The sequence below is a fragment of the Halomonas sp. C22 genome, assembly GCF_007655045.1.
Lineage (GTDB): Bacteria > Pseudomonadota > Gammaproteobacteria > Pseudomonadales > Halomonadaceae > Vreelandella > Vreelandella hamiltonii.
Genome location: NZ_VBVC01000017.1, coordinates 1 through 22,888 on the forward strand (window position 1 = coordinate 1; position 22,888 = coordinate 22,888).

At 60.2% G+C, this 22,888-nt stretch carries 18 protein-coding genes; 8 read left to right on the plus strand and 10 right to left on the minus strand.

Annotated features, from left to right (window positions below; translation table 11 throughout):
* Nucleotides 1-290: 290 nt before the first annotated feature.
* On the minus strand, nt 291-1,451 hold the full coding sequence (gene lldD, locus FEU76_RS18195; protein WP_096921698.1) for an FMN-dependent L-lactate dehydrogenase LldD: 1,161 nt from the start codon (nt 1,449-1,451) through the stop codon (nt 291-293).
* A gap of 322 nt (nt 1,452-1,773) precedes the next feature.
* On the opposite strand from lldD, the gene FEU76_RS18200 reads away from it, so the two are divergent.
* Genes FEU76_RS18200 through FEU76_RS18210 form a run of 3 tightly spaced genes read left to right on the plus strand, consistent with a single transcriptional unit; the run spans nt 1,774 to nt 5,823 of the window.
* Nucleotides 1,774-2,544, plus strand: coding sequence for a GntR family transcriptional regulator (locus FEU76_RS18200; RefSeq protein WP_039183605.1), 771 nt, complete (start codon nt 1,774-1,776; stop codon nt 2,542-2,544).
* A complete protein-coding gene (locus tag FEU76_RS18205) occupies nt 2,541-4,448 on the plus strand; it encodes a sensor histidine kinase (RefSeq protein WP_096921699.1) in 1,908 nt (635 codons plus the stop codon). Before FEU76_RS18200 ends, FEU76_RS18205 begins: the two co-directional genes overlap by 4 nt.
* Nucleotides 4,441-5,823 carry a sigma-54-dependent transcriptional regulator gene (locus tag FEU76_RS18210; RefSeq protein WP_039183597.1) on the plus strand — a complete coding sequence of 461 codons (1,383 nt, stop codon included), beginning with the start codon at nt 4,441-4,443 and terminating at the stop codon, nt 5,821-5,823. The genes FEU76_RS18205 and FEU76_RS18210 overlap by 8 nt, the downstream gene beginning before the upstream one ends.
* Here FEU76_RS18210 and FEU76_RS18215 read toward each other — a convergent pair.
* From FEU76_RS18215 to FEU76_RS18225, 3 genes are all read right to left on the minus strand, one after another.
* Nucleotides 5,799-6,470, minus strand: coding sequence for a metal-dependent hydrolase (locus tag FEU76_RS18215; RefSeq protein ID WP_096921700.1), 672 nt, complete (start codon nt 6,468-6,470; stop codon nt 5,799-5,801). The genes FEU76_RS18210 and FEU76_RS18215 overlap by 25 nt on opposite strands.
* A gap of 96 nt (nt 6,471-6,566) precedes the next feature.
* Nucleotides 6,567-7,112 (minus strand): gamma carbonic anhydrase family protein, encoded by a 546-nt coding sequence (locus tag FEU76_RS18220; RefSeq protein ID WP_039183592.1) that lies wholly within the window; start codon nt 7,110-7,112, stop codon nt 6,567-6,569.
* Nucleotides 7,113-7,143: 31 nt separating this feature from the next.
* Nucleotides 7,144-8,484, minus strand: coding sequence for a sodium-dependent transporter (locus FEU76_RS18225; protein WP_039183590.1), 1,341 nt, complete (start codon nt 8,482-8,484; stop codon nt 7,144-7,146).
* A 178-nt stretch (nt 8,485-8,662) separates the two neighbouring features.
* Between FEU76_RS18225 and prlC the strand changes: the two genes are divergently transcribed.
* The 4 genes from prlC (at nt 8,663) to FEU76_RS18245 (ending at nt 14,612) form a co-directional block, all read left to right on the plus strand.
* Nucleotides 8,663-10,711, plus strand: a complete 2,049-nt coding sequence (gene prlC, locus FEU76_RS18230; RefSeq protein ID WP_039183589.1) for an oligopeptidase A — start codon at nt 8,663-8,665, stop codon at nt 10,709-10,711.
* Between the two features lie 54 nt (nt 10,712-10,765).
* Nucleotides 10,766-11,014: a YheV family putative zinc ribbon protein gene (locus FEU76_RS18235; RefSeq protein ID WP_096921702.1), complete on the plus strand. Its 249-nt coding sequence runs from the start codon at nt 10,766-10,768 to the stop codon at nt 11,012-11,014.
* 278 nt (nt 11,015-11,292) lie between these two features.
* A complete protein-coding gene (locus FEU76_RS18240) occupies nt 11,293-12,285 on the plus strand; it encodes a TAXI family TRAP transporter solute-binding subunit (RefSeq protein WP_096921703.1) in 993 nt (330 codons plus the stop codon).
* Nucleotides 12,286-12,410: 125 nt separating this feature from the next.
* Complete coding sequence (locus FEU76_RS18245; protein ID WP_144984940.1) at nt 12,411-14,612, plus strand: TRAP transporter permease; 2,202 nt, start codon at nt 12,411-12,413, stop codon at nt 14,610-14,612.
* A gap of 46 nt (nt 14,613-14,658) precedes the next feature.
* On the opposite strand, the gene FEU76_RS18250 is transcribed toward FEU76_RS18245, so the two are convergent.
* Both FEU76_RS18250 and metF read right to left on the minus strand, forming a co-directional pair.
* The gene (locus FEU76_RS18250; protein WP_144984943.1) at nt 14,659-15,876 is read right to left on the minus strand and encodes an SLC13 family permease; all 1,218 of its coding nucleotides are present in this window, start codon (nt 15,874-15,876) and stop codon (nt 14,659-14,661) included.
* 172 nt (nt 15,877-16,048) lie between these two features.
* On the minus strand, nt 16,049-16,888 hold the full coding sequence (metF, locus tag FEU76_RS18255) for a methylenetetrahydrofolate reductase [NAD(P)H] (RefSeq protein ID WP_039183579.1): 840 nt from the start codon (nt 16,886-16,888) through the stop codon (nt 16,049-16,051).
* 140 nt (nt 16,889-17,028) lie between these two features.
* Between metF and FEU76_RS18260 the strand changes: the two genes are divergently transcribed.
* On the plus strand, nt 17,029-17,964 hold the full coding sequence (locus FEU76_RS18260) for an AEC family transporter (protein WP_016915664.1): 936 nt from the start codon (nt 17,029-17,031) through the stop codon (nt 17,962-17,964).
* A gap of 139 nt (nt 17,965-18,103) precedes the next feature.
* Here FEU76_RS18260 and ligB read toward each other — a convergent pair whose 3' ends face one another.
* The 4 genes from ligB to FEU76_RS18280 all read right to left on the minus strand — a co-directional run bounded on the left by ligB (nt 18,104) and on the right by FEU76_RS18280 (nt 22,746).
* Entirely contained in the window at nt 18,104-19,783 is a 1,680-nt protein-coding gene (ligB, locus tag FEU76_RS18265) for an NAD-dependent DNA ligase LigB (protein WP_039183578.1), read from the minus strand.
* 130 nt (nt 19,784-19,913) lie between these two features.
* On the minus strand, nt 19,914-20,675 hold the full coding sequence (locus FEU76_RS18270; RefSeq protein ID WP_039183576.1) for an ABC transporter ATP-binding protein: 762 nt from the start codon (nt 20,673-20,675) through the stop codon (nt 19,914-19,916).
* Complete coding sequence (locus FEU76_RS18275; RefSeq protein WP_222114809.1) at nt 20,672-21,730, minus strand: FecCD family ABC transporter permease; 1,059 nt, start codon at nt 21,728-21,730, stop codon at nt 20,672-20,674. Before FEU76_RS18275 ends, FEU76_RS18270 begins: the two co-directional genes overlap by 4 nt.
* Complete coding sequence (locus FEU76_RS18280; protein ID WP_039183573.1) at nt 21,727-22,746, minus strand: ABC transporter substrate-binding protein; 1,020 nt, start codon at nt 22,744-22,746, stop codon at nt 21,727-21,729. Before FEU76_RS18280 ends, FEU76_RS18275 begins: the two co-directional genes overlap by 4 nt.
* Between the last annotated feature and the right edge of the window lie 142 nt (nt 22,747-22,888).

Sequence of the window (22,888 nt, forward strand, 5' to 3'; positions counted from 1 at the left end):
GTGTTGCCTCAGCGAGGAAGGCGTATTCTACGCATTCCGTGGTGTTTGTCAAGGGCTGTTTTCAGCGAGTGAAGCGAGCGATCAATCCAACCAAAAGATGACGCTAACTTCCTGACAAACTGAAGGTTTTTCAACCTTCTTCACCGCTGGTAACGCTTGGCGTCCCCGGCAGCGGATGCGTACTTTACGGATTCGCTGCCGGGTTGGCAAGGGCTTTTGTAAAATAATTTCACAGCCTTGCAGCACTGTGTCTATTAGCGCCCTGACGGCGCAGGCCGCGCTGTCCACAGCTACTCTTGCGGCAGCACCCGCAGAGCATTCGACACCAGCGACTCAGGCCCGAGATCTGCAATGGTACGCGCCCCGGTCAACGTCATGGCAACGCGCATCTCTTTTTCAAACAGCTCGAGCAGGTGGGTCACGCCAGCCTCTCCCGCTGTCGCCAGCGCATAAATGAATGCCCGACCAATAAGCACTGTATCCGCCCCCATGGCAATCATCCTGACGACATCCAGGCCACTGCGTACCCCAGAGTCTGCCAAAATCGCCAAGTCTCCTTTGACCGCATCCGCGATAGCAGGCAGGGCACGCGCCGTGGACGGCACGCCGTCCAGCTGACGACCGCCATGGTTGGATACCACGATACCGTCTGCGCCAAATCGCACCGCATCCCGCGCATCCTCCGCATCAAGAATGCCCTTGATGATCATGGGCCCATCCCACTGCTCTCGAATCCACTCAAGATCCTTCCAGGAGATAGAAGGATCGAAGTTGTCGCCCAGCCAGGCAATGTAATCCTCGAGCTCGGTTGGCTTACCGCGATAGTCGGACACATTCCCCAAGTCATGCGGACGACCATTGACACCCACGTCCCAGGCCCACAAGGGATGCAACGCCGCTTGCAGAATACGCCGTGTCGGGCCGTGCCTGCCGCTCATGCCGGAGTGAGCATCACGATAACGCGCTCCGGGCACTGGCATATCCACGGTAAAGACGAGCGTCTTTACGCCAGCCTCCTTGGCGCGATCCAGCACATGCTTCATGAACCCACGGTCTTTCAGGACGTAGAGCTGAAACCAGATGGGCCGGTCGACCGCTGCCGCCACTTCGGCAATCGGACAAACCGACACAGTCGACAAGGTAAAGGGCACGCCTTTTTTGCTGGCCGCTCGGGCAGCCTGCACTTCACCCCGCCGCGCATACATACCTGCCAGCCCTACCGGCGCCAGCGCCAGCGGCATGGCAAGCTTTTCACCAAACAGCTCGGTTTCCAGAGAAAGCGAGGACATGTCCTTCAGCACCCGCTGACGTAGCGCAACATCACGCAGATCATCCACGTTGCGACGCAGAGTGTGCTCTGCGTACGACCCTCCATCCGCATAATGAAAGAGGAAAGGTGGAAGGCGACGCTTGGCAGCCTGGCGATAGTCCGTGGAGGCAGAAATGATCATGAAGCACCCTGTGGAGAAATTGCGCTGTTATTGTTACGTCAGCAAAAAAGCCATGCTTACATGCACTTGCGTACCTACGACTCTTTGGCATGCCAGCACTTTAGCCAGAATATAAATTGGTTTTACCAATTTACAAAAAACAGAAACAACATTAGAGAGGCCTGTCTATCGTGTCAAACATAAAACATGAATCACGGCCTCCACGCCCACCATACTTTAGTTCAAAGAGCCAATTTCCGACGAGATTGATGTACTGCCTACGCTTGAGCAGAACACTTAATTTGCTTATTCTTGGTCTTACCAATTATTGGAGCTACTGTTCATGTCTTACCCGCCGCTCCGCCAGCAGCGCCTTGCCGATGTGATTACCGAACGCCTTGAAGGCATGATTCTGGAAGGAAGCCTGAAACCCGGGCAGCGCTTGCCCCCTGAAAGAGAACTGGCTGAGCGTTTTGGCGTATCCCGCCCCTCCTTGCGAGAAGCCATTCAGAAATTGGCTGCCCGCGGGTTACTGAGCAGTCGCCAAGGCGGCGGCACCTTCGTCAACGAGACGCTCAACAGCGGCTATACCGACCCCTTGCTGGAAATGCTTTCCCGCCACAAGGAGTTTCACCTGGATCTGCTGGAGTTTCGCGATGCCATGGAGGGCATATCGGCCTACTATGCTGCACTGCGCTCGACACCCGCCGACAAAGCCGTGTTGATACAGCGCTTCGAGGAGTTGGACGGCGGTTTCGTCGGCGCCGACCCTGCGCAGGAAGCCAAGCTGGACGCCGCGTTTCATTTGGCGATTGCCGAAGCAGCGCACAATGTCCTGCTCTTGCACACCATTCGCGGTATCTTCCATCTCCTGGAGCAGAGTATCGTGGATAATCTGGCGCACCTGTTTGCCAAGCCAGACTCCCGCTCACAGTTGATGAAGCAGCACCGAGCGCTTCTCGATGCCATCCTGGATGGCCGCGCAGAAGATGCCCGAGCCCGCGCTCATGAACATCTGGTGTATGTGGAAGAGGGGTTACTCGAAATGGCCCGCGCGGAAACCCGCGCTCAGCGCGCATTACGCCGTGCCCAAGGCACGCGCACCTCCGCATGAGCTCATCCGGCCCACGCTGGCGGCTTGCCTGGCTGCTGATCCTGCCGGTGGGGCTTGCGCTCTGCATGTGGCAAGCCGCACAGCTGGCTCGAGAGCAAGCGCTTGGCAATTTGCGTGACGACGCTGAAAACGAACTGCGCCTATCGGCAGCCAACTTGACGGGCTACCTGTCCCGTTATGATTACCTGCCCCAAATGCTCTCTACCCGAGAAGGAATCCAGCGTTTCCTGGCTGCGCACGAAGGTCAGGACCCCATGTCACTGAACCTGCTGCTGGACCGCTTTCGCTTTACGGCAGGTGTGTCGGATGTTTATCTGCTGGATCGCGACGCCTACACCATTGCGGCCAGCAACTGGCATCGCCCCAATACTTTCATTGGCCATAACTACGCCTTCCGCAGTTATTACACCGATGCCATTGCCGGTGGGCAGGGGCGTTTTTACGGTCTGGGGACGCAGTCGCTGGAGCGGGGATACTTCTTTTCTGCCCCCGTATGGCTGGACGATACATCACCCGACGCTACACCGGATGGTGTGCTGGTCATCAAAGTGCTGCTCGATGAGGTCGAAGAGAGCTGGGCACAGCAAGATGCGGAGCTGTTTGTCACGGACAGCGACTCGATCATTTTCATGGCCAGCCAACCCGAGCTGCGCATGAATGCGCTTTACCCCCTCAACGAAGCGCAGCGCGAAAGTCTTCGCGCAACGCGTCGCTATGCCATCGAGCCGCTCGACCCCTCCGGCATCGAGGTAGAGGCCCCCTATGGCCCCGACAGCTACCTTGTCAGCTTTGCCCATGGCCCGCTGCAGGGAGAGCGCTACCTCAGCTTGACGAGACCGCTACCGGAATTTGGCTGGCAGATGCATATTCTCAAGCCATTGAACTCGGTGATCAGCGCCCAATGGGTGGCCGCCTTGATGGCAGGAGGCCTCTATGGCGTCGTTGCACTGGGCGCGGGCATCGGCTGGCAACGTTTACGGCTACGCCGAGAGCGGGAAGCCTTTGCCGAACGTGAACGACAGACTCTGGCGCGCGCGCGCGATGAGCTGGAAGCCAGCGTGGAGCGTCGAACACGCGATCTGGTGGCCAGCAATCAACGCCTTTCCGATGAAATCGAAGAGCGCCGCCGGGCAGAAGCCAATCTTCAGCAAACCCAGAACGAGTTGATACAAGCCGCCAAGCTGGCCGTATTGGGCCAGCTGGCGGCAGGCATCAATCATGAGCTCAATCAGCCGCTGGCCGCCATCCGCGCCTATGCTGAAAATGCGCGCCGCTTCATCGAATTGACGCGCATCGAGAAAGCCGATGCCAATTTGGCGCAAATCGTCGAGCTGACCCAGCGCATGGCCGACATCAGTGCTCAGCTACGGCAATTTTCTCGCAAGAGCAGCGAACGGCACGAAACCATCTCTGTTCAGGCCTGCATCGAATACGCCCTCCGGCTGTTTCATAGCCGCCTGCGCGATGGCAATATCCAGGTCACGCCGCAGTGGCCGTCCGAGACTCTATGGGTAGAGGGAGATCTGGTACGCCTGGAACAGGTCATCGTCAACTTGATTGGCAATGCCATTCAGGCAATGAAAGACGCCGCCCAGCCCACACTCACACTGCAGGCCGAGGCCACGCCCCATCACGTGCATATCCATGTCATCGACAATGGCCCCGGCATCGCCGAACAACATGTCTCGCGAATCTTCGAGCCCTTTTTCACCACCAAGGCACCAGGCAGCGGCCTGGGGCTAGGACTTTCCATCTCATCGCGTATCATGGAAGACTTGGGCGGCAAGCTGCAGGCCAGCAACCGAGCCGAGGGAGGCGCGTGCTTCACGATCTCCTTGCCGCGCACGCGTGTGCCGCCCCCCAGCGAGCTGCAGAGAGTAACGGAGAACAATAACCATGCATGAACCGTCGACACTGCCGGTCATGGTGATCGACGACGAGCCACACCTGCGTATCACCGCGAGCCAGACCCTGGAGCTGGCCGGCTACACCCCCTACTGCTTCGAATCCGCAGAGCAAGCGTTGGCAGCGTTGCCCGACGACTTTCCAGGCGTCATCGTCAGCGATATCCGCATGCCTGGCATGGATGGCATGGCCTTGTTGCATGAACTACACCATCGCGATGCCACCCTGCCGATCATTCTGATCACCGGCCATGGCGACATCTCGACGGCGGTAGAAGCGATGCGCGCCGGTGCCTGGGATTTTCTGGAAAAGCCTTTTGCGGGCGATCAACTGCTGGACGTCGTCAGACGCGGCATCGAAAAGCGCCAGCTGAGCCTGGAAAACCTGCGCCTGAAAGCCGAACTCGAAGTCCAGCACGCAGCACTCGGGCCTCGCCTGGTCGGCCGCACGCCAATCATTTCGCGCTTGGCAGCCATGATCCAGCGCATCAGCCAGGTAGAGGCCGATGTCTTGCTGTTTGGCGAAACTGGAACGGGGAAAGATCTGGTGGCTCGTGCGATCCATGAACGCAGCGCCCGCCGCAATAATCCGTTCATGGCCATCAACTGCGGCGCCGTGCCGGAAAACACCATCGAATCAGAGCTGTTTGGTCACGAGAAAGGCGCTTTCACGGGGGCCGTGGAGCGGCGTATCGGCAAGTTCGAACATGCCAACGGCGGCACGGTGTTTCTGGACGAGATCGAGTCCATGCCCATGGCGCTGCAGGTCAAACTGCTGCGCGTACTGCAGGAACGCAGCGTCGAACGCCTGGGGGCCAACGAAGCCGTGCCGCTCGATATTCGCGTCATTGCCGCCACCAAAGTGGATCTCAAGGTGGCCGCCGACGACGGGCTGTTTCGCGAAGACCTCTACTACCGCCTCAATGTGGTCACTCTGCCCCTGCCCGCCCTGCGCGAACGGCGAGAAGACATCCCGCTCCTTTTTCAACACTTTGCCGTGGTCGCCGCCAACCGTAGCGGGCTGGAAGCGCCGACGCTGGACAGCCCGGCCATTGCCGCCCTGCTGGCCCACGACTGGCCAGGCAACGTGCGCGAGCTGCGCAACTTGGCAGAACGTTACGTTTTGCTGGGTGCGGCTTTCGACTATCGTCTGGACGCCTTGCTGGAGGGCGTTGCCGCAGATACCCATGAACCATCGCTACCGCGCCAGGTAGAACTGTTCGAAAAGAGCCTCATCAGCCAGTCACTGGCGCGCCACCATGGCCGCGTAACGGAGGTGTGTCGCCACCTGGGCATCCCGCGCAAGACGTTCTACGACAAACTCAAAAAGCACGGTTTGAGCGCTGACGATTATCGCCACAGCAGTGATCCCTGATGCATCAACTCCAGCAGCACTCCCCAGGGCGGCACCCAGGGTATCAGCACCAGCATGGCAATGAGCATCAATAGATTGGAGAGCGGGCGTCGGCTGTCACCCAGCTTGAGCGCCGTACCAAACGAGCGCTTCAGCCGCGCCCCCTCCAGATCGACACTGAACAGCTCATCCAGCCCCAAGTGGATGATGAAACCTATCAGTACTGCCGCCCCGTGCGACCAGGCCAACCAGGCGGGTTGCTCCAGCAGATGAAAGCTGAGCGCCGCCGTCGCCAAGGCGCACAGCCCTGCCGCCATCAGCGAATGCCAGATACCTCGGTGAACGGTCAATCTGGAGAAAAGAATCGCGGCCAGATAGCGCACTGAGAAATAGATACCACCACAAGCCACCAGCAGCAGCCCAGGCGTCAACCAAGGCTGCAGCATCAACACCCCCAATACCAGGGTAGGCACCGACAACAGGTTGAAAATCAGACGGATAGAGCGAGAGCGGTCTGCGTCTATGTCGGGCAGGATGCCGCCGAAGGCAACCAGCGCAATGATCAGCAAGGATTGCGACGCGGGCCACCACTGCGCCTGCCAGCCCATATAGGCCATGAGCGTACCGCCTGCGGCGGCCACCGTGATGTGCGTGCGAAAGTTGGCCATGTCGTGGCACTCTGAAAAACTGGATAAATTACCAGATTATCGAAGACTACAACACGGCCTGATATAAAAAAAGCTGCCGTTTACCAAAGGTTTAGGCTAGCCACCTTGCTGTGCCAGAAACTCGTCCTTCAATTTGACGTAGTTGCTTGCCGTATAGGGGAAAAAGGCCCGCTCCTGCTCTTTCAAAGGCCGCAACGGCTTGGCAGGATTGCCCGCATATACATGGCCACTTTCCAGCCGTTTGCCAGGTGTCACCACCGCTCCCGCCGCAATGATCACTTCGTCTTCCACCACCGCGCCATCCATGACGATGGCGCCCATGCCCACCAGAATACGGTTGCCCAACGTACAGCCGTGAAGAATGGCCTTGTGACCGATGGTGACATCGTCACCGATCGTCAAAGGAAAGCCCTCCGGATTGAAATCGCTGGCGTGGGTGATATGCAGCACGCAGCCGTCCTGCACGCTGGTGCGCGCCCCAATGGTAATCCGGTGCATATCGCCACGGATCACGCTCATGGGCCACACCGAGCAGTCGTCGCCCAAGGTGACGTTACCTATCACGACACTGGCCGGATCGATATAGACACGCTCGCCCAGCGTAGGGGAGTGTGCGTGAAACGCGCGTAAGGCATTGCTCATGAAGACTCTCCTATCAGCCACATAAGAACCACTATAGCAATCCACCCAGCAGAACGATGAACGTCAACGGAATGGAAACCCAGCGCACCAGACGCTGCCACACTAGAAAGCCTCGCTCCCCTACGCCCAAGGTGCGCATCACCTGAGCCTGTGGCATCACCCAGGCCGCAAAGATGGCAATCAGCAATCCTCCCATGGGCAGGAAGATATCGGGGGGAATACTGCTGACCAGCTCGAACACGTTGCGCCCAAACAGTGGCCGAAACTCCGCCAGGTGAGAAAAAGAGAACGCCGACAGCAGCCCCAGCAGCCAGACACTGATCGCCACGACGGCCGTGGAAACGCTGCGCCGCCAGCCAAGGCCCTGCAACGTGGCCACCATCGGCTCGGCCAGGTTGATGGCTGACGTCCATGTTGCCAACAGCAGCAGCAAAAAGAACACGCTCAGCCACAGGGAGCCCCAAGGCAACTCGGAGAAGGCAATGGGCAGTGTCACGAACATCAGTCCTGGCCCGTCCGCCGGGTCCATCCCCTGGGCAAACACTACCGAAAAGATCGCGATACCCGCCAGCAGCGCCACGCTGATGTCCAGCACGGCCACCGCACAAGCGGCTTTCGGCAGGCTCTGTTCATCCGGCATATAAGCCCCGTAGGCCATCAACGCACACGCCCCTACGGCCAGGGTGAAAAAAGCGTGCCCCATGGCATGTAGCACCACCGATGCGGTAACGTTTTCGAAAGACGGCATGAACAGCCAATGCAGCGCGGCCCCAAAACCACTGGTGGTCATGGCATAAATGGCTAACAGCAGGAGCAGGCCATAGAGCACCGGCATCAATAGATTATTGAGCCGTTCCAAGCCTTTCGCGACGCCAGCCGCTACCACCGTCATGGTCATGAACAGAAACAGTGAATGGTTGAAAATCAGCAGCCCTGGATTGGCCAGAAAAGCGTCAAAGCCAGCGCCGATCTCGGCGGCACTGGCACCCTCAAAGTTGCCATTGATGGACGCCACCAGAAACTCGATCGACCAGCCGGACACCACGGAATAAAACGACAGAATGCAAAACACCGTCAGCGCGCCGAACAGCCCCAGCCAGCGCCAGTGGGGTGAGGCACCCGCCTGTGTGGCCAGTACGCCCAGTGACTGCATGGGTCCTCGTCGGCCAGCGCGGCCAATGAGTATTTCCGCCATCATCACGGGCAGTCCCAGCAACAGGACAAACGCCACGTAAATCAGCAAGAAGGCCGCCCCGCCATTTTCCCCCGCCACATAGGGAAAACGCCAAATATTGCCAAGCCCCACCGCGGCACCGGTCACCGCGAGAATAAAGGCACGCTTCGACCCCCAACGCTCCAGCGTTTCACTCATCATCTGCTCCTGCCTTGGCGGCTCTCGATTCGACGTATCAAAAGGCGGCAAGACTAGCAGGCGCATGCCCCCAGGCCAATGCCGCCATTGAAACTGACCTCGGCTGCCCGCACTGTGTCATTATCCACGGACGCTTCATGCGCCCGAACGAACCAACCTGCCGCCACCAGAGGTGCCTATGTCCCGCAACCCGCTGCTAGAGAGCCATGAGCTCCCCCCTTTCGCCGACATTCGTGCCGAACACGTGCTACCCGCGGTAGAACAACTGCTCGATGAGGGTCGCGACGCCATCGAACACCTCGCTCAGCAAGCCGCTCAGCAGCCCCCTACGTGGGACAACTTTGCTGCACCCATGGAAGCCGTGAACGACCGCCTTTCTCAAGCCTGGTCGCCGGTGTTGCACCTCAACAGCACCATGAACAGCCAAGAGCTGCGTGACGCCTACCAAGGCTGCCTGGAAAAACTGTCGGCCTACGGCACCTGGGTAGGCCAACATGAAGGGCTCTTCAAGGGCTGGCAGGCCCTCAAGGAAGGTCCTGCCTGGCACGACCTGAGCACTGCCCAACGGCGCACCGTTGATAACGCGCTGCGTGACTTCCGCCTGGCTGGCGTAGACCTTGCTGCCGAACAAAAGGCGCGTTACGGCGACATACAGGCGCGTCTCTCCACGCTGTCCAATCAGTTTTCCAACCATGTGCTGGATGCCACACAGGCATGGCACAAGGACATCACCGACCCGGCACTGCTGGCAGGCGTGCCGGAAAGCGCTCTGGAAACGCTGAAAGCACTGGCAGAGGCAAAAGGCGCAGAGGGTTACCGCATTACACTCGACTTCCCCAGCTTCTTTCCGATCGTCAGCTATGCCGACAACCGTGAACTGCGTGAGGAAGTGTATACCGCCTTCGTGACACGTGCTTCCGATCAGGGCCCAAAGGCGGGTCAGTTTGATAACGCCCCGATTCTGGAAGAAACACTGGCCCTGCGCCAGGAGTTGGCCCGCCTGCTCGGCTTCGACACCTACGCCGACTACTCGCTGGTCACCAAGATGGCCGATTCGCCCACCCAGGTACTCGACTTTCTCGAAGACCTGGCCCAGCGTGCCAAACCGCAAGCCCAGCAGGAGTTTGCCGAGCTCAGCGCCTATGCCCGTGATGAGCTCGGGCTCGACACGCTGCAGCCATGGGATGTCGCCTATGCCAGTGAAAAGCTGCGCGTGGCACGTCATGACCTCTCCCAGGAACAGCTACGCCCCTATTTTCCCGCCCCTCATGTGGTCAACGGGCTGTTTCAGGTCATCGAGCGCCTCTACAACGTACAGGTAGCGGAAGATGCCAGCGTGGCCAGCTATCATGACGATGTGCGGTTTTTCAGAATTACCGAGCAAGGCAAGCCGATTGCGGGTTTCTACCTCGACCTTTACGCCCGAGAGGGCAAGCGTGGAGGCGCCTGGATGGCGGACTGCCGAGTACGCCGCCAGACGGAACATGGCCTGCAACTGCCGGTCGCCTTCCTGACCTGTAATTTCACCGCCCCGGTGGGCGGCAAACCCGCCTTGCTGACCCACGACGAAGTCACGACGCTGTTCCACGAGTTCGGCCACGGCTTGCACCACATGCTGACCAAGCAGGACATCGCCGATGTTTCTGGCATCAACGGCGTGGCCTGGGACGCGGTCGAACTGCCCAGCCAGTTCATGGAGAACTACTGTTGGGAAAAAGAGGGGCTAGCACTACTGTCCAGGCACGTGGATACCGGCGAGCCGCTCCCCGATGCACTGTTCGAGCGTCTCCAGGCGGCCAAGAACTTCCAGTCCGCCATGGGCATGTTGCGCCAGATAGAGTTTTCACTCTTCGACATGCGCCTGCACCATGAGCTGGAAGCACCCAGCGCTGCCGATGTCCAACGTTTGCTGGACGATGTACGCCGCCACACTTCGGTGGTTCCCGTGGTGCCCTTCAATCGCTTCCAGAACAGCTTTAGCCACATCTTTGCAGGGGGCTATGCGGCGGGTTACTACAGCTACAAGTGGGCCGAAGTGCTCTCTGCCGACGCCTGGAGCGCCTTCGAAGAAGCGGGTATTTTTGACCCTGCCACCGGCCAGCGCTTCAAGGAAGAGATCCTTGAACAGGGCGGCGCCCGCGATGCTGCCGAGCTGTTCGTCGCGTTTCGTGGTCGCGAGCCCAGTGTGGCACCGTTGCTGCGCCACAGCGGTATTCGTGCCGCCTGATCCACCCTTTATCTCTGCGCGGCAGCCCTGCTGCCGCGTATCGGGAGTCTTGTCATGTCGAGTATCAAACGCTTTATTGCCGGGGTCACATGCCCACGCTGCGCTGCCATGGACCGCATTCGTGCCTGGGAACAGAATGGCATTCGCTACCGTGAATGCGTCAGCTGTGATTTCTTCGAACAGCTGCCGATCGAGGATGACACATCGCCGGAGCTGGTGACTCGGGTCAATCAGGTACGCGACGAGCAAAAAGTACAGGATGTACAGCCGGTGCGTATTCTGGATCCCGGCAAACCAAAGTAGCGACGCAGAGATGTCGCTACGAGAGAGATCGTTCTCACCATCAAAAGTGTGCGAAAAACCGCACACTCATTTTTCGCTTTCGTGCGTAAAGCCAGCCATAACGCATCGAGCGACTTTCAACCAAAGTTGAATAAGATTTCTATAAGCGATTGTATTCCAATAAAAACTCAGCTATTGGCATGACAATCGCTCTATATAAGCTGCTTATTAGAACAAGCACTGGCCACACTCTCGATATGCCAGACGATAATCCCAATAACAGCTTAGGAAATCTCGCCATGCGTAATATGATGCCCAAGTCTCTTGCCCTGCTGGCTGGCGGCGCGCTGGTCGCTGCGACCACCGCCCACGCGGAAGTTGATCGTGACGGCTGGCCCTCCAGCTTTACCGTGGGTACTGCCAGCCAAGGCGGCACCTTCTATATCTACGGTTCTGGCTGGGCTAACCTGATTGCCGACCAGTTGGGTGGCATTACCGGCGGTGGTGAAGTCACCGGTGGACCGACTCAGAACCTGGCACTGGTTCACGCGGGTGAGCTGGCCTTCGGCCTGACCACACTGGGCCCCGCAGATGACGCCATGAACGGCCGTAGCCCGCTGGCACCGGGTGTCGTCATGGATAACGCCTGTGCCCTGTTCCCGATGTACGAGACGCCGTTCTCCATCACGGCCCTGGCCAGCACCGGCATTACCTCCATTTCCGATATTCCGGACGGTTCGCGCATTGGTTTCGGCCCCGCAGGCTCCACCTCTGACGTTTACTTCCCTGCCATCCTCGAAGAGCTGGGCGTCAATTTCGAGCGCCGTAACGGCGGCTGGTCTGACCTGGGCGGCCAGTTGCAGGATGGACTGCTGGACGTCGTTGCCTTTGCAGCGGGCGTACCGATCCCGGCCGTCAGCCAGCTGGAAGTTCAAACTGACGTCAACATCATCGAGTTCACCGAAGAAGAGCAGGCCACCATTGTCGACGCCTTCCCGGTCTCTGAATTCATGATCCCGGCCAACACTTACGAAACGCTGGAAGAAGACGCCCGCGCCGTTTCCATGTGGAACTTCGCCATTGCCGGCTGCGACCTGCCTGAAAGCCTGGTGTATGAAGTCACGCGCATCACCATGGAAAACAACGACCGGATGGTGTCTATCCACCGCAGTGCCGAAGAGAGCATTCCCGAGAACGTCAAGTACAACACGGTCATGCCTTACCACCCCGGTGCTGCTCGCTGGTTCAATGAAAACGGCTATGACATTGCCGACGACATGATTCGCCAGTAAGCGCTGACGCACCAGGACAAGAGCCGACTCTTTACAGGGTCGGCTCTTGCCGCTCTGGCCATGAATAAGCACTTCCTGAATTACCCAAGCACCTTCGCTGACGATCCATCCCAAGGGTAACCTCCATGAGCAACAACACCGGCAGCCCCAACCCGGCTGCACCCGCTAGCGACCCTATTGAGCAACAGGACGCCAAGGCCATACTCGCCGAAGGTGTCGACGAAGAGGTCGTCGAGTCAAACCGTCGTCTGTTTACCGGCTGGCAGTGGATGCTTTTCGCCGGCGTTGCCATCGCCTACTCGCTGTTTCACCTGATTACGTTGAACGCGATTCCCATGGAAACATGGACCTACCGGATCATTCACGTGGCAGGCGCCCTGATCCTTGGCTTTGGCCTGTTCACTGGAGCACGATTTGCCAGCGACGCCAGCGATGAGTCGCCCAAGTGGCTGACACTGCTAGGTGCCGCGCTGCTACTGCCTGCAGGCTACGCGCTGGTACAGGCCTTTCTGATGTGGCAAGCCCTTTCCGGGGGCGCCATGCGTATCGACCCTCACGTGGAAACCTGGCACTTCGGCTACCCGATGCTGCTCGCCACGGTAGGGGCTATCTTGCTGTCCTGGTTCTATCGCCAGGAGCGCTCCAAATTCTCCATGCCTGACCTGGTGCTGATGATCGTCGCACTGGCCAGCGCGGGTTATCTGATCACGGTTTACAATACGCCACTGCGTATGTCCACGGGCACCTCTTTTGCCCCGGTTGGCATTACCTACGCCGCCATGGCCGGTTCGCTGCTGATTCTGGAGCTGACCCGCCGCGTAGCAGGTAATGCACTGGTCATCATTTCTGCCATTTTTCTGGCCTATGTGTTTGGCGGCCCTTACCTGCCTGGCTTCCTGAGCTACCCGGGCCTGTCGGTCAACCGCTTCTTCAGCCAGCTCTACACCGATATCGGGGTGCTCGGGCAAACGACGGCGGTCTCCTCCACTTACATCATTCTGTTCATTATTTTTGCAGCGTTCCTGCAAGCCTCGAAAGTGGGCGACTACTTCGTCAACTTCGCCTTTGCCGCTGCAGGGCGCTCGCGGGGCGGTCCGGCCAAGGTGTCGATTTTCGCTTCTGGCCTGATGGGCATGATCAACGGTACCTCAGCGGGCAACGTGGTCTCCACCGGCTCTCTGACCATCCCGCTGATGAAGAAGGTAGGTTATCCGGGCCGTAGCGCAGGGGCGATCGAAGCCGCTGCCTCGACCGGCGGCCAGATCATGCCGCCGATCATGGGCGCAGGTGCCTTCATCATGGCGGAAATCACCGGCATTCCCTATCGCGAGATTGCCGTTGCCGCGCTGATTCCGGCCGCGCTGTACTTCCTGTCAGTCTATTTCATGGTCGACCTGGAAGCCGCGAAGAAAGGCATGCGCGGTATGCGCAAGGATGAAATCCCGCAGTTCCGCAAACTGGCCCGTCACGCGTACCTGTTTGCGCCGATCATCATCCTGATCTACGCCCTGTTCATGGGGTACTCGGTCATCCGTGCGGGCACCCTGGCCACAGCTGCGGCTGCCGTGGTGAGCTGGATTTCACCCAACAAGATGGGCATTCGTGAAATCCTCAAGGCCCTGCAGCTGGCAGGCACCATGTCGATCCAGATCATTGCCGTGTGTGCCTGTGCAGGCCTGATCGTGGGCGTCATTTCCCTGACCGGCGTGGGCGCACGTTTCTCGTCGCTGCTGCTGGGCATGGCGGGCGTGAGCCAACTGTTGGCCCTGTTCTTCGCCATGTGTATCTCCATTCTGCTGGGGATGGGCATGCCCACCACGGCGGCCTATGCCGTGGCGGCTTCCGTCGTGGCGCCTGGCCTGATCAACATCGGCATTCAGCCACTGATTGCGCACTTCTTCGTCTTCTACTTCGCCGTCATGTCGGCGATCACCCCGCCAGTGGCACTGGCCTCTTATGCCGCTGCCGGTATTTCTGGCGATAACGCCATGCAAACCTCCATTACCTCGTTCAAGGTAGGGTTGGCGGCCTTTATCGTACCGTTCATGTTCTTCTATAGCCCTGCCATGCTGATGGAAGGCACGCCGCTGCAGATCGTTCGCGTCGCGATTACGGCGTCGATCGGTATCTTCATGCTGTCGGCCACGGTACAAGCATGGTTCTTTGGCTCGATCCAGGTATGGCAACGGCTGGTGCTGATGATCGGCGCGCTGTTCCTGATCTACGGCGGTATCTTCACCGACATTGCCGGACTAGGTATCGGTGTGGCCATGTTCTTGATGCAGCGCAAGCTGCACGGACCGAAACCGGCTCCCACCGCCACCTGACAAGCCATCAACGCAAAAGGCCGACTCATGAGAGTCGGCCTTTTTGTCAGCGCACGCCTAATGCAAACCACCCACCCGCTACCAGCATCGATAACAGCGTCACCGGAATACCGGCCTTGGCAAAGGTGAGAAAGCCAAGGTGAACGCCCTGCCGCCTGGCCCCCTCTGCCACGATCAGATTCACCACACTGCCAATCAGCAGCAAATTACCCGCCAACGTGGACATGACCGCCAGCATGACCAGCGTGGCCTCGGGCAGTTGCGGGAACAGCCCGAGTAGCAAGATCACAAAAGGCACATTACCGATCACGTTGCTGGCCACCAGCGAGATCCCGGCCATGCGCCACGGGTCATCCGGCACACCTTCCGCCCCCAGCCACTGGTTGACCAACACCCCCGCCTCCGGCAAGGCAGCGACACTGCCGGTGACAATGAAGAGCCCCATGAACAGCAGCAACAGGTTCCAGTCTACCGCCTGTACATATCGGTGGCTGGCGACGTGGCGCGACATCATCAATACCAGCGCTACCGCGAGCGCCGACCATTCGCGAGGCAGCGGGGTCGAGAACAGGATCAGCAGCGCTATGGCTGCCAACAGCGGCTTATAGCGCAGACTTTCCTGGGACACGCTCAGCGGCATAGGTGCCGCCCCTGGCTCGTTCAACACCCAGCGGTGACGCCACATGGCCCAGATGACGGCGTAGGTGATGCCCAGTGCGGCAACGGAGGGCACCAGTGCCTGAAGGCTGTAGGCCCAAAAATCGAGCCCGCCGACCTGCCCAATGAGAATGTTCTGCGGGTTACCGATCAGGCTGGCAGCCGAGCCTGCGTTACACGACAACGCCAACGCCAATAAATAGGGGCGAGGATCCAGGCCACGAACCAACAGCGCCTGACAGAGCAGCGGCGTCATCGCAAAGGCCACGATGTCATTGACCAGCAGTGCCGACAGCACACCACCCAGCAGCACGACGCCCAGCAACAGGACGCTTGGACGCTCGGCGTGGCGCATGATCAGCGCAGACAAACGCCCGTAGACGCCGGAAAAGCCGAACTGTGCCGATACCAGCATCAGCGCCAGCAGCAACACCAGGGCACCTACATCGATATGCTGACCAACGTCATCCAGGCTCACGGTGCCGGTCAGCAGCAGTACACAGGCTGCAGAGAGCGCTATCCATGCACGGTCCACCTGCAAACCGGGTAGCCGCCCCACGGCCATTCCCACATAGGTCACTGCGAACATGGCAGCTATCAGCCACATCGTTTCCTGCTCCCGTCACGGCTCAATGAGCAGGCATCATACGGTGGTTAGCCATGCCTTGCCCACCCTCCAAGCCGGGCCTTCCACCGCGGCGCCTGTGGCACCCCCATCAAAAAAACCGACCTGCGCCAGAGGGCGCAGGTCGGTTCTCATGGATCACACCGGCAACCGGTCAGGTGAGATTATCGACGATCTTCATGACCGGTGCGGCCTGGTTCAACGTATAGAAGTGCAGCCCCGGCGCACCACCATCCAGCAGGCGCTCGCACAGGCGCGTCACCACCTCGGTGCCAAAGGCCGCGATAGCCTCGCTGTCATCGCCATAGGCTTCAAGCTGCTTGCGAATCCAGCGGGGGATTTCGGCACCGCAGGCATCGGAAAAGCGCGCCAGCTTGGTGTAGTTGGTGATGGGCATGATGCCGGGAATGATCGGCTGCTCGACACCCAGCGCCCGCGCTTTGTCCACGAAGTGGAAGTAGGCATCGGCGGTAAAGAAGTACTGGGTAATCGCCATATTGGCGCCCGCGTTCATCTTGCGGGCAAAGTTTTCCACATCCTTGTCGAGGCTGGGAGCCTGTGGATGAGATTCTGGATAGGCCGCCACGGCGATATCGAAGTGATCACCGGTTTCGGCACGGATGAACTCGACCAGCTCGTTGGCGTAGCGCAGCTCGCCGATACTGCCCATGCCGGACGGCATATCGCCACGTAGCGCCACCAGACTATCCACGCCTTCCGCCTGATACTGGGCCAGCAGGTCACGTAGCTGGGCTTTCTCGCTGCCGATACAGGAAAGGTGCGGGGCAGTGGTAATACCGCTCTCACTCACGGTACGCACGATATCGCGGGTACGCGCCTGCGTGGACCCGCCAGCCCCGTAGGTCACCGAGAAGAAGCGAGGGTTACATGCGGCCAGCTCATCGCGCACGTGAATCAGCTTCTCCCGGCCGGCATCGGTATTGGGCGGAAAAAACTCGAAGCTGATACCTAACGGATGTTCCTGGCTGCTCATGGTGTATCCTCGCAGTACAACAAAGTGATCATTATGTGAGGTATTCTCGCTGCTTACCCGCGTGGCGGCTAATGAAAGATTTCACGCACGATCTTCAATTCGGCTCATGTTGAACGGCAGACAACATTCAAGGAGGAGAAATGGATTTAGCACCCGCTACGTTGATGGGGCCACTGTTGATGCTGCTGGGCTATGTCGGGTTAGGGTTCCTTGCGGCCCAGCGGCTCAAGATCGACCCCCGCCCGATTGCCACGCTGCTGGTCTATCTCATTGCTCCCCTGACGATTTTCCGCGCGCTGATGAACGGCGGCCCCACGGCAGCCTATCTGACCCTGTCGCTGGCCATGTTTCTGCTGGTCAGCGCCATGGCGCTGCTGGTACATCGCTTGACCCGCCATCGCTTCGGCCCCCAGGAGGGTGCTCTGCTGGCCTTTTCCTCCGGCACCGGCAACACCGGCTATTTCGGCCTGCCCGTGGCGCTGATCTTGCTGCCGCCGGAGGGCGTCACGCTGTACCTGTTCTGCATGCTGGGGATCAACCTGTATGAATTTACCGTGGGCTTTTACCTGAGCGCGCGAGGGCACTTCTCAGTGCGCCAGAGTCTGATCAAGATTGCCCGCCTGCCGCTGGTCTATGCCTTCCTGCTGGCCCTGCTGCTCAGCTCGCTGGGTGTAGTGCTCCCAGAGCCCATGATGAACTCGCTGGCCGTCTTTCCCGCCACGTACACCCTGCTGGGCATGATGATCATTGGCATGACGCTCAGCCAGGTGACGCTGGCCGCCTGGGATACGCGCTTCGTGGCAGCCTGCGTGGGGCTGCGCTACGTGCTGTGGCCACTGGTCATGGTCGGTGCCGTGCTGGTGCTGCAACAGCTGACGCCGCTGGCACCGGAGCTGGCCATGGCGCTGCTGTTGCTGGGGGTGGTACCGATGGCCTCCAATGTGGTGGTCGTGGCCATGGAGCTGGGCATTCAGCCCCAAAAAGGCGCCCTGGCCGTGTTGACCACGACGCTATTGGCGCCACTGCTGATCCCGTTCTATCTGGGGATGATGCTCTACCTGACCGGGCTGGCCTAGGCTCTGCCTGAAAACTGGCTGTGCTCGACCATACGGCGTTAAAAATCGGCTCAAAATACTCATTTACAGCATGTAAACTCCGTTTTTTCGCCGATTTTTGCCTTGTCTGGTCTTCGCTCGCCTACTTTTCATACACAGCCTAGAAGCCCTCCACACCCGCTTGCTGGAGCTGACGTGCCATCCGCTGGATCTCGGGATGGCCAAAGAACGCCACCAGCGCTTCGGCTCGGACGGGGCCCACTCCAGGCTGGGCCTGCCACTCGGCGCGGGAGAGTCCTTCCAGCGTTGCCCACTCCCCCAGCTCGGCGCTGCCGCCCGGCGGTACGCCCAGCGCACGCAACCAGGCGGCATAGGGCGCCTGCCGTGCCGCCGCAAACTGTGCCGCCAGCGAGGCGGCCGTGGCGGGGCCAATACCATGGGCCTGTTGCAGCTGCGCCTCCGACAACGCCAGCCAGCCCAGCAGCTCCGTCACGACCCCGGCACGCATCAAGGCCTGCCAAGTGCCTTCGCCGATGCCACGCATACCTAGCTGATTCCCCAGATAGGTCAGGCGTGCCAATAGCTGGGCATCACAATCGGGGGTCAGCGTCAGGCAACTCAGCAGATCATAACGCGCTGGCGATGGCACACTGAGCGGCGCCCGCTCAGCACTCTGCCAGACTACGCTGGTGACTTGAGGAATCGTCAGCCCTGCCAGCGTCACGGCGACGTGGTCTCCTGGGCGAACATCCCAGGCCTGCCACTGCTCCAGCGACCCTAGCGATACACGACGAATGCTGCGCCCTTCCAGGCTCACGGGATACAGCCATAACACGGGCGTCACTCGCCCAGTACGCCCCACCCGAAACTCGATACCACGCACATGGGCCAGCGCTTGCTGCGCGGGGTATTTCCAGGCGACGGCCCACTCCGGAGGCGACGCCGACCAGTGACGAATACCAGGGCGTTCGGCCTGCTTGAGCACCACGCCATCGGTAGCGAAGGGCAGCGGCTCGTTGAACCACCGCTCGCGCCATTCGGCCGCTTGCTGATGGCCCGCAACCGGGTGCGTGTACTCGGCCGTATCGAACCCCAGTGCCGTCAGTCGCGCCAGCCGCTCCGTCATCTCGGTAGGCCCATCGGGCCAATCCCACACGAACAAGCCTACGCGGGAAAGCGTCGCCTCACTGGGTGCCTGCTGCGCCATGGCCCCGGCCACCGCACCGCGCGCGCCAATCTCGGGAGCTTGCGACTGGATATGCCGATCAAGCAGCCAATAGAGCTCGCCCTGGAACACCGCCGATAGCGGCTCGGGCAGCGAAGCAGGCACATCCGGCAGTTGCCGAACGCGCTCGGTCCAGTCCTGGCCGCGCTCCCCGTCGCCGCGGCTGACCGCTTCGACCAATTCCCCTTGCCGATAGCGCAAAGTCACCGCTACACCGTCCACCTTGGGCTGGATCCATAGCCCCTGGCGACGACTGGTAAAACGCCGCACTCCGGCCTCGTCGGCCTTGTAGAGCCCGGTTTGTGGAGCCGCGTGAGTCACCGTGCCATCGCTACGGGTGGATCGGGTCAGGGGACGGTGGGGCGTGGTATCGTCCAGACAGGTTTGCCAATGCGCCAGCCTCGCCAGGGCCTGATCGTAGAGCTCATCGGCAATCAGCGACTCACCCTCGTCATGGTAGGCACGGTCCCACAGCGCGATATGCTCGGCCAGCGTCTGGCGCTCTTGAACAAGGCGCTCCTGTGGCCATGCCGGGCACTCCTCGGCCTGCGCCGTCAGCGCCAGAGCGCACAGGCCACTCAGCCACCCTGCTCTGAATATCCACCGCCACACCATCGCCGCCCCCCCCCTGATGATCAGCAAAACCATCGGTGCCTGCACCACCGCGCCTGAACCACCGTACTAACGTTAACTTAACTCAAACTGGGCGTGATGCAACAACGCAACATCAGCGCCGGGGCTGCCGCTAGCGGGCAAAATGGATATGCGGACGCGCATGATGCGGGGAGGTTTCGATGTGGGCATCGACGGAGAAGACCTCGCGCAGCAGGCGCTGGGTCAATACGTCCTGAGGGGTGCCTGAGGCAACGATCCGCCCCGCTTGCATGACGATCAGGCGGTCACAGTACATGGCGGCGTGATTGAGGTCATGGAGCGCGATGATGCTGGTCATCGGCAGGCTGGAAATCAACCGCAGCAGGCTTATCTGGTGCTGCACGTCGAGATGGTTGGTCGGCTCGTCGAGGATCAGCTCGCTGGGGGATTGAGCCAGTGCCCGCGCCACATGGGTACGCTGCTTTTCACCGCCAGACAAGCTTTGCCAGGCATCATCGCGCTTCCCGCTCATGCCGGTACGCTCGAGTGCCTCGTTGACCGCTCGATCGTCTTCACGGGTCCACCCCGAAAGCATCGTGCGGTGGGGAAAGCGCCCCAGCTTGACCACGTCGATGACCTTGAGGCTGGCGTTGGTGGTGGCGTGCTGCTCGATGAAGGCAACTCGCTGGGCGATGGCACGACGCCGATAGGTGGCGAGGTCCTGGCCGTCCAGCAGAACTCGTCCGGCGTGAGGATTCTTGAGCCTCGCCAGCAACCGTAGCAGAGAGGTCTTGCCGGAACCATTAGGGCCCAGCAAGCCCAGCAGCTTGCCCGGCTCGGCCTCGAAGGAGACCCCATCGATCACCGTTTTAGAGCCAATTTTCCAGACCAGATGTTCGGCCTTGATACTCATGATGTGCGCTGTAACCGATAAAGAATGACCGCGAAGAACGGCACGCCTACCAGTACCGTGACGACGCCGATGGGTAGGGACTGCTGGGGAATCAATACTCGTGAGGCAATGTCCGCCAAGACCATGAAAATTGCCCCCACCATGGCACAGGCAGGCAGTAGCCGTGAGTGGCGTGGCCCGACCACGAAGCGGGCCGCGTGAGGCACCACCAGCCCCACGAAGCCGATCGTGCCCACCATACTGACGATGGCCGCCGTCATGACGGCGGTAAGGGCGAACAGGACGAGCCGCGTTCGGCCGACGTTGACCCCCAGCGAAGCGGCAGCCTCATCGCCGAAGGCAAAGGCATCCAGCACCCGCGCATAGCATAGGCAGGCCACCAGCCCCAGCCCGACCACCACCGACACCAGCAAAAAATCAGGCCAGCGTACGCCACCGAAGCTGCCAAGCAGCCAGAACATCACGTCCCGGGCCTGCTGGGCATTGCCAGCGGTGGTAACGAAATAGGAGGTCACGGCGTTGAACAGCTGCGAGGCCGCGACCCCGGCCAATATCGTGCGATCGGCGCCGCCCCGCGCCCCGTTCGAGAGTAGCGCCACGAACAGAAAAGCAGCGAAGGCTCCCACGAACGCCCCGGTGGATAGCGACACCGCGCCAGCGCCCAGCCCCAGCATGACGACCAGCACAGCCCCGGTGGATGCTCCGGCAGAGATACCCAGCACATAAGGCTCTGCCAGCGGATTGCGCAGCATCGATTGCATGATGGCGCCAGCCAGTGCCAGACCCGCACCACAAAAGGCCGCCACCAGCGCCCGGCTCAAGCGGTAATCCCAGACGATGGCTTCGTGGATGCGATTGAGTTCGAAGGACGTCCAGCCGAGCTTGTTGGTGATCACCGCATAGGTCGTGGAGAGCGGGATCGGCATATCGCCGATCCCGACGCTGATGCCCACGACCAGGCCAATCGCGACCAGTGAGCCAAGCAGCAAGCCTGCCACCCACACCAGCCGGGGCAGACGCTCAACCACTTGCGGCATGCCAATGGTGGCGCTCATCTCAGACCCAGCGCCTCGAGCTGTTCCGCCACTTGCTCAGCGCCGAAGATCGTTCTCACCGTCGGGTCCATGGCATGGCCATCCATGACCACGATGGCTCCGTTCTGCACCGCTCTCATTTCACGGGTGGCGGGGTCCGAGTTGAGGAACTCGATCTTGGCCTCTGCGTTGTCCAGATCCCAGCGATTACGATCGACGCGGGCGACCACGATGACATCCGGGTCGGACGCGATGATGCTTTCCCACCCAAGGGCTGGCCACTCCGCATCAGCGTCGATGGCATTGGTACCGCCCAACACGTCGGCGATAAAGCCGGAGGCACCGTTCTTGCCGCCAAGATAAGCGTCCGCAGACGGCGACGGGCTGGAGAACCAGAAGACGAAAGAGAGCGGTTCGCGACCTTCGGGGGTGGCGGCCCGCAGGGCGGCTTCACGCTGCTCCAGATCCTCGATCAGCGCCTGGCCTCGGTCGTTGACGTCGAAGATTCGGGCAATCTCATCGATCTCCTGATACAGGCCGTCCATGCTCCAGCGCTGGTCGCGACTGCCGTAGCCGAACTTGTCCTGGGCCGCCTCTTCGGCAACGCAAGTATTGGGGGACAGGTAAGTCGCCACCCCCACGCTGTCGAAGTCTTCACGGGTGGCCACTCTGCTGGAGGGGCCTATCAGGCTAGGCAGGGCCGCCGTCACGAGGTCCGGCTCCTTGGCCAGAAGAGACTCGAAGGTAGGAAATTCGACCGTCAAGACCTCCACTTTGGCATTGGCCTCGGCCAACTGCGGCAACACCTGGTTCGGCCAGAAGGCAGTGCCCACCATCCGGTCTTCCAGGCCGAGCAACAGCATGATTTCGGCACTGGCTTGCCCCAGGCCAATGGCTCGCTCGGGGGCCTGGTCGAAGGTGACCTCAACGCCACAGTTGTTCAGCGTCAAAGGATACTGCGTGTTTCCCGCCAAGGCAGAGGAGGATGCCAAGCTCAGCAGGGTACAACATCCGGTCACAGCAAGAAGACGTATCATGGATCACTCATCACGATAGTTAGAGGCGTCATAGGCAGCGCCGTATAGAGACTGATACTCATTTACGCGCGATCGCAATATAAGCGCAAATCATTCGCGTCGCAATCCTTGGCCTGCCAGCCCAAACAAAAACGCCCCTGGC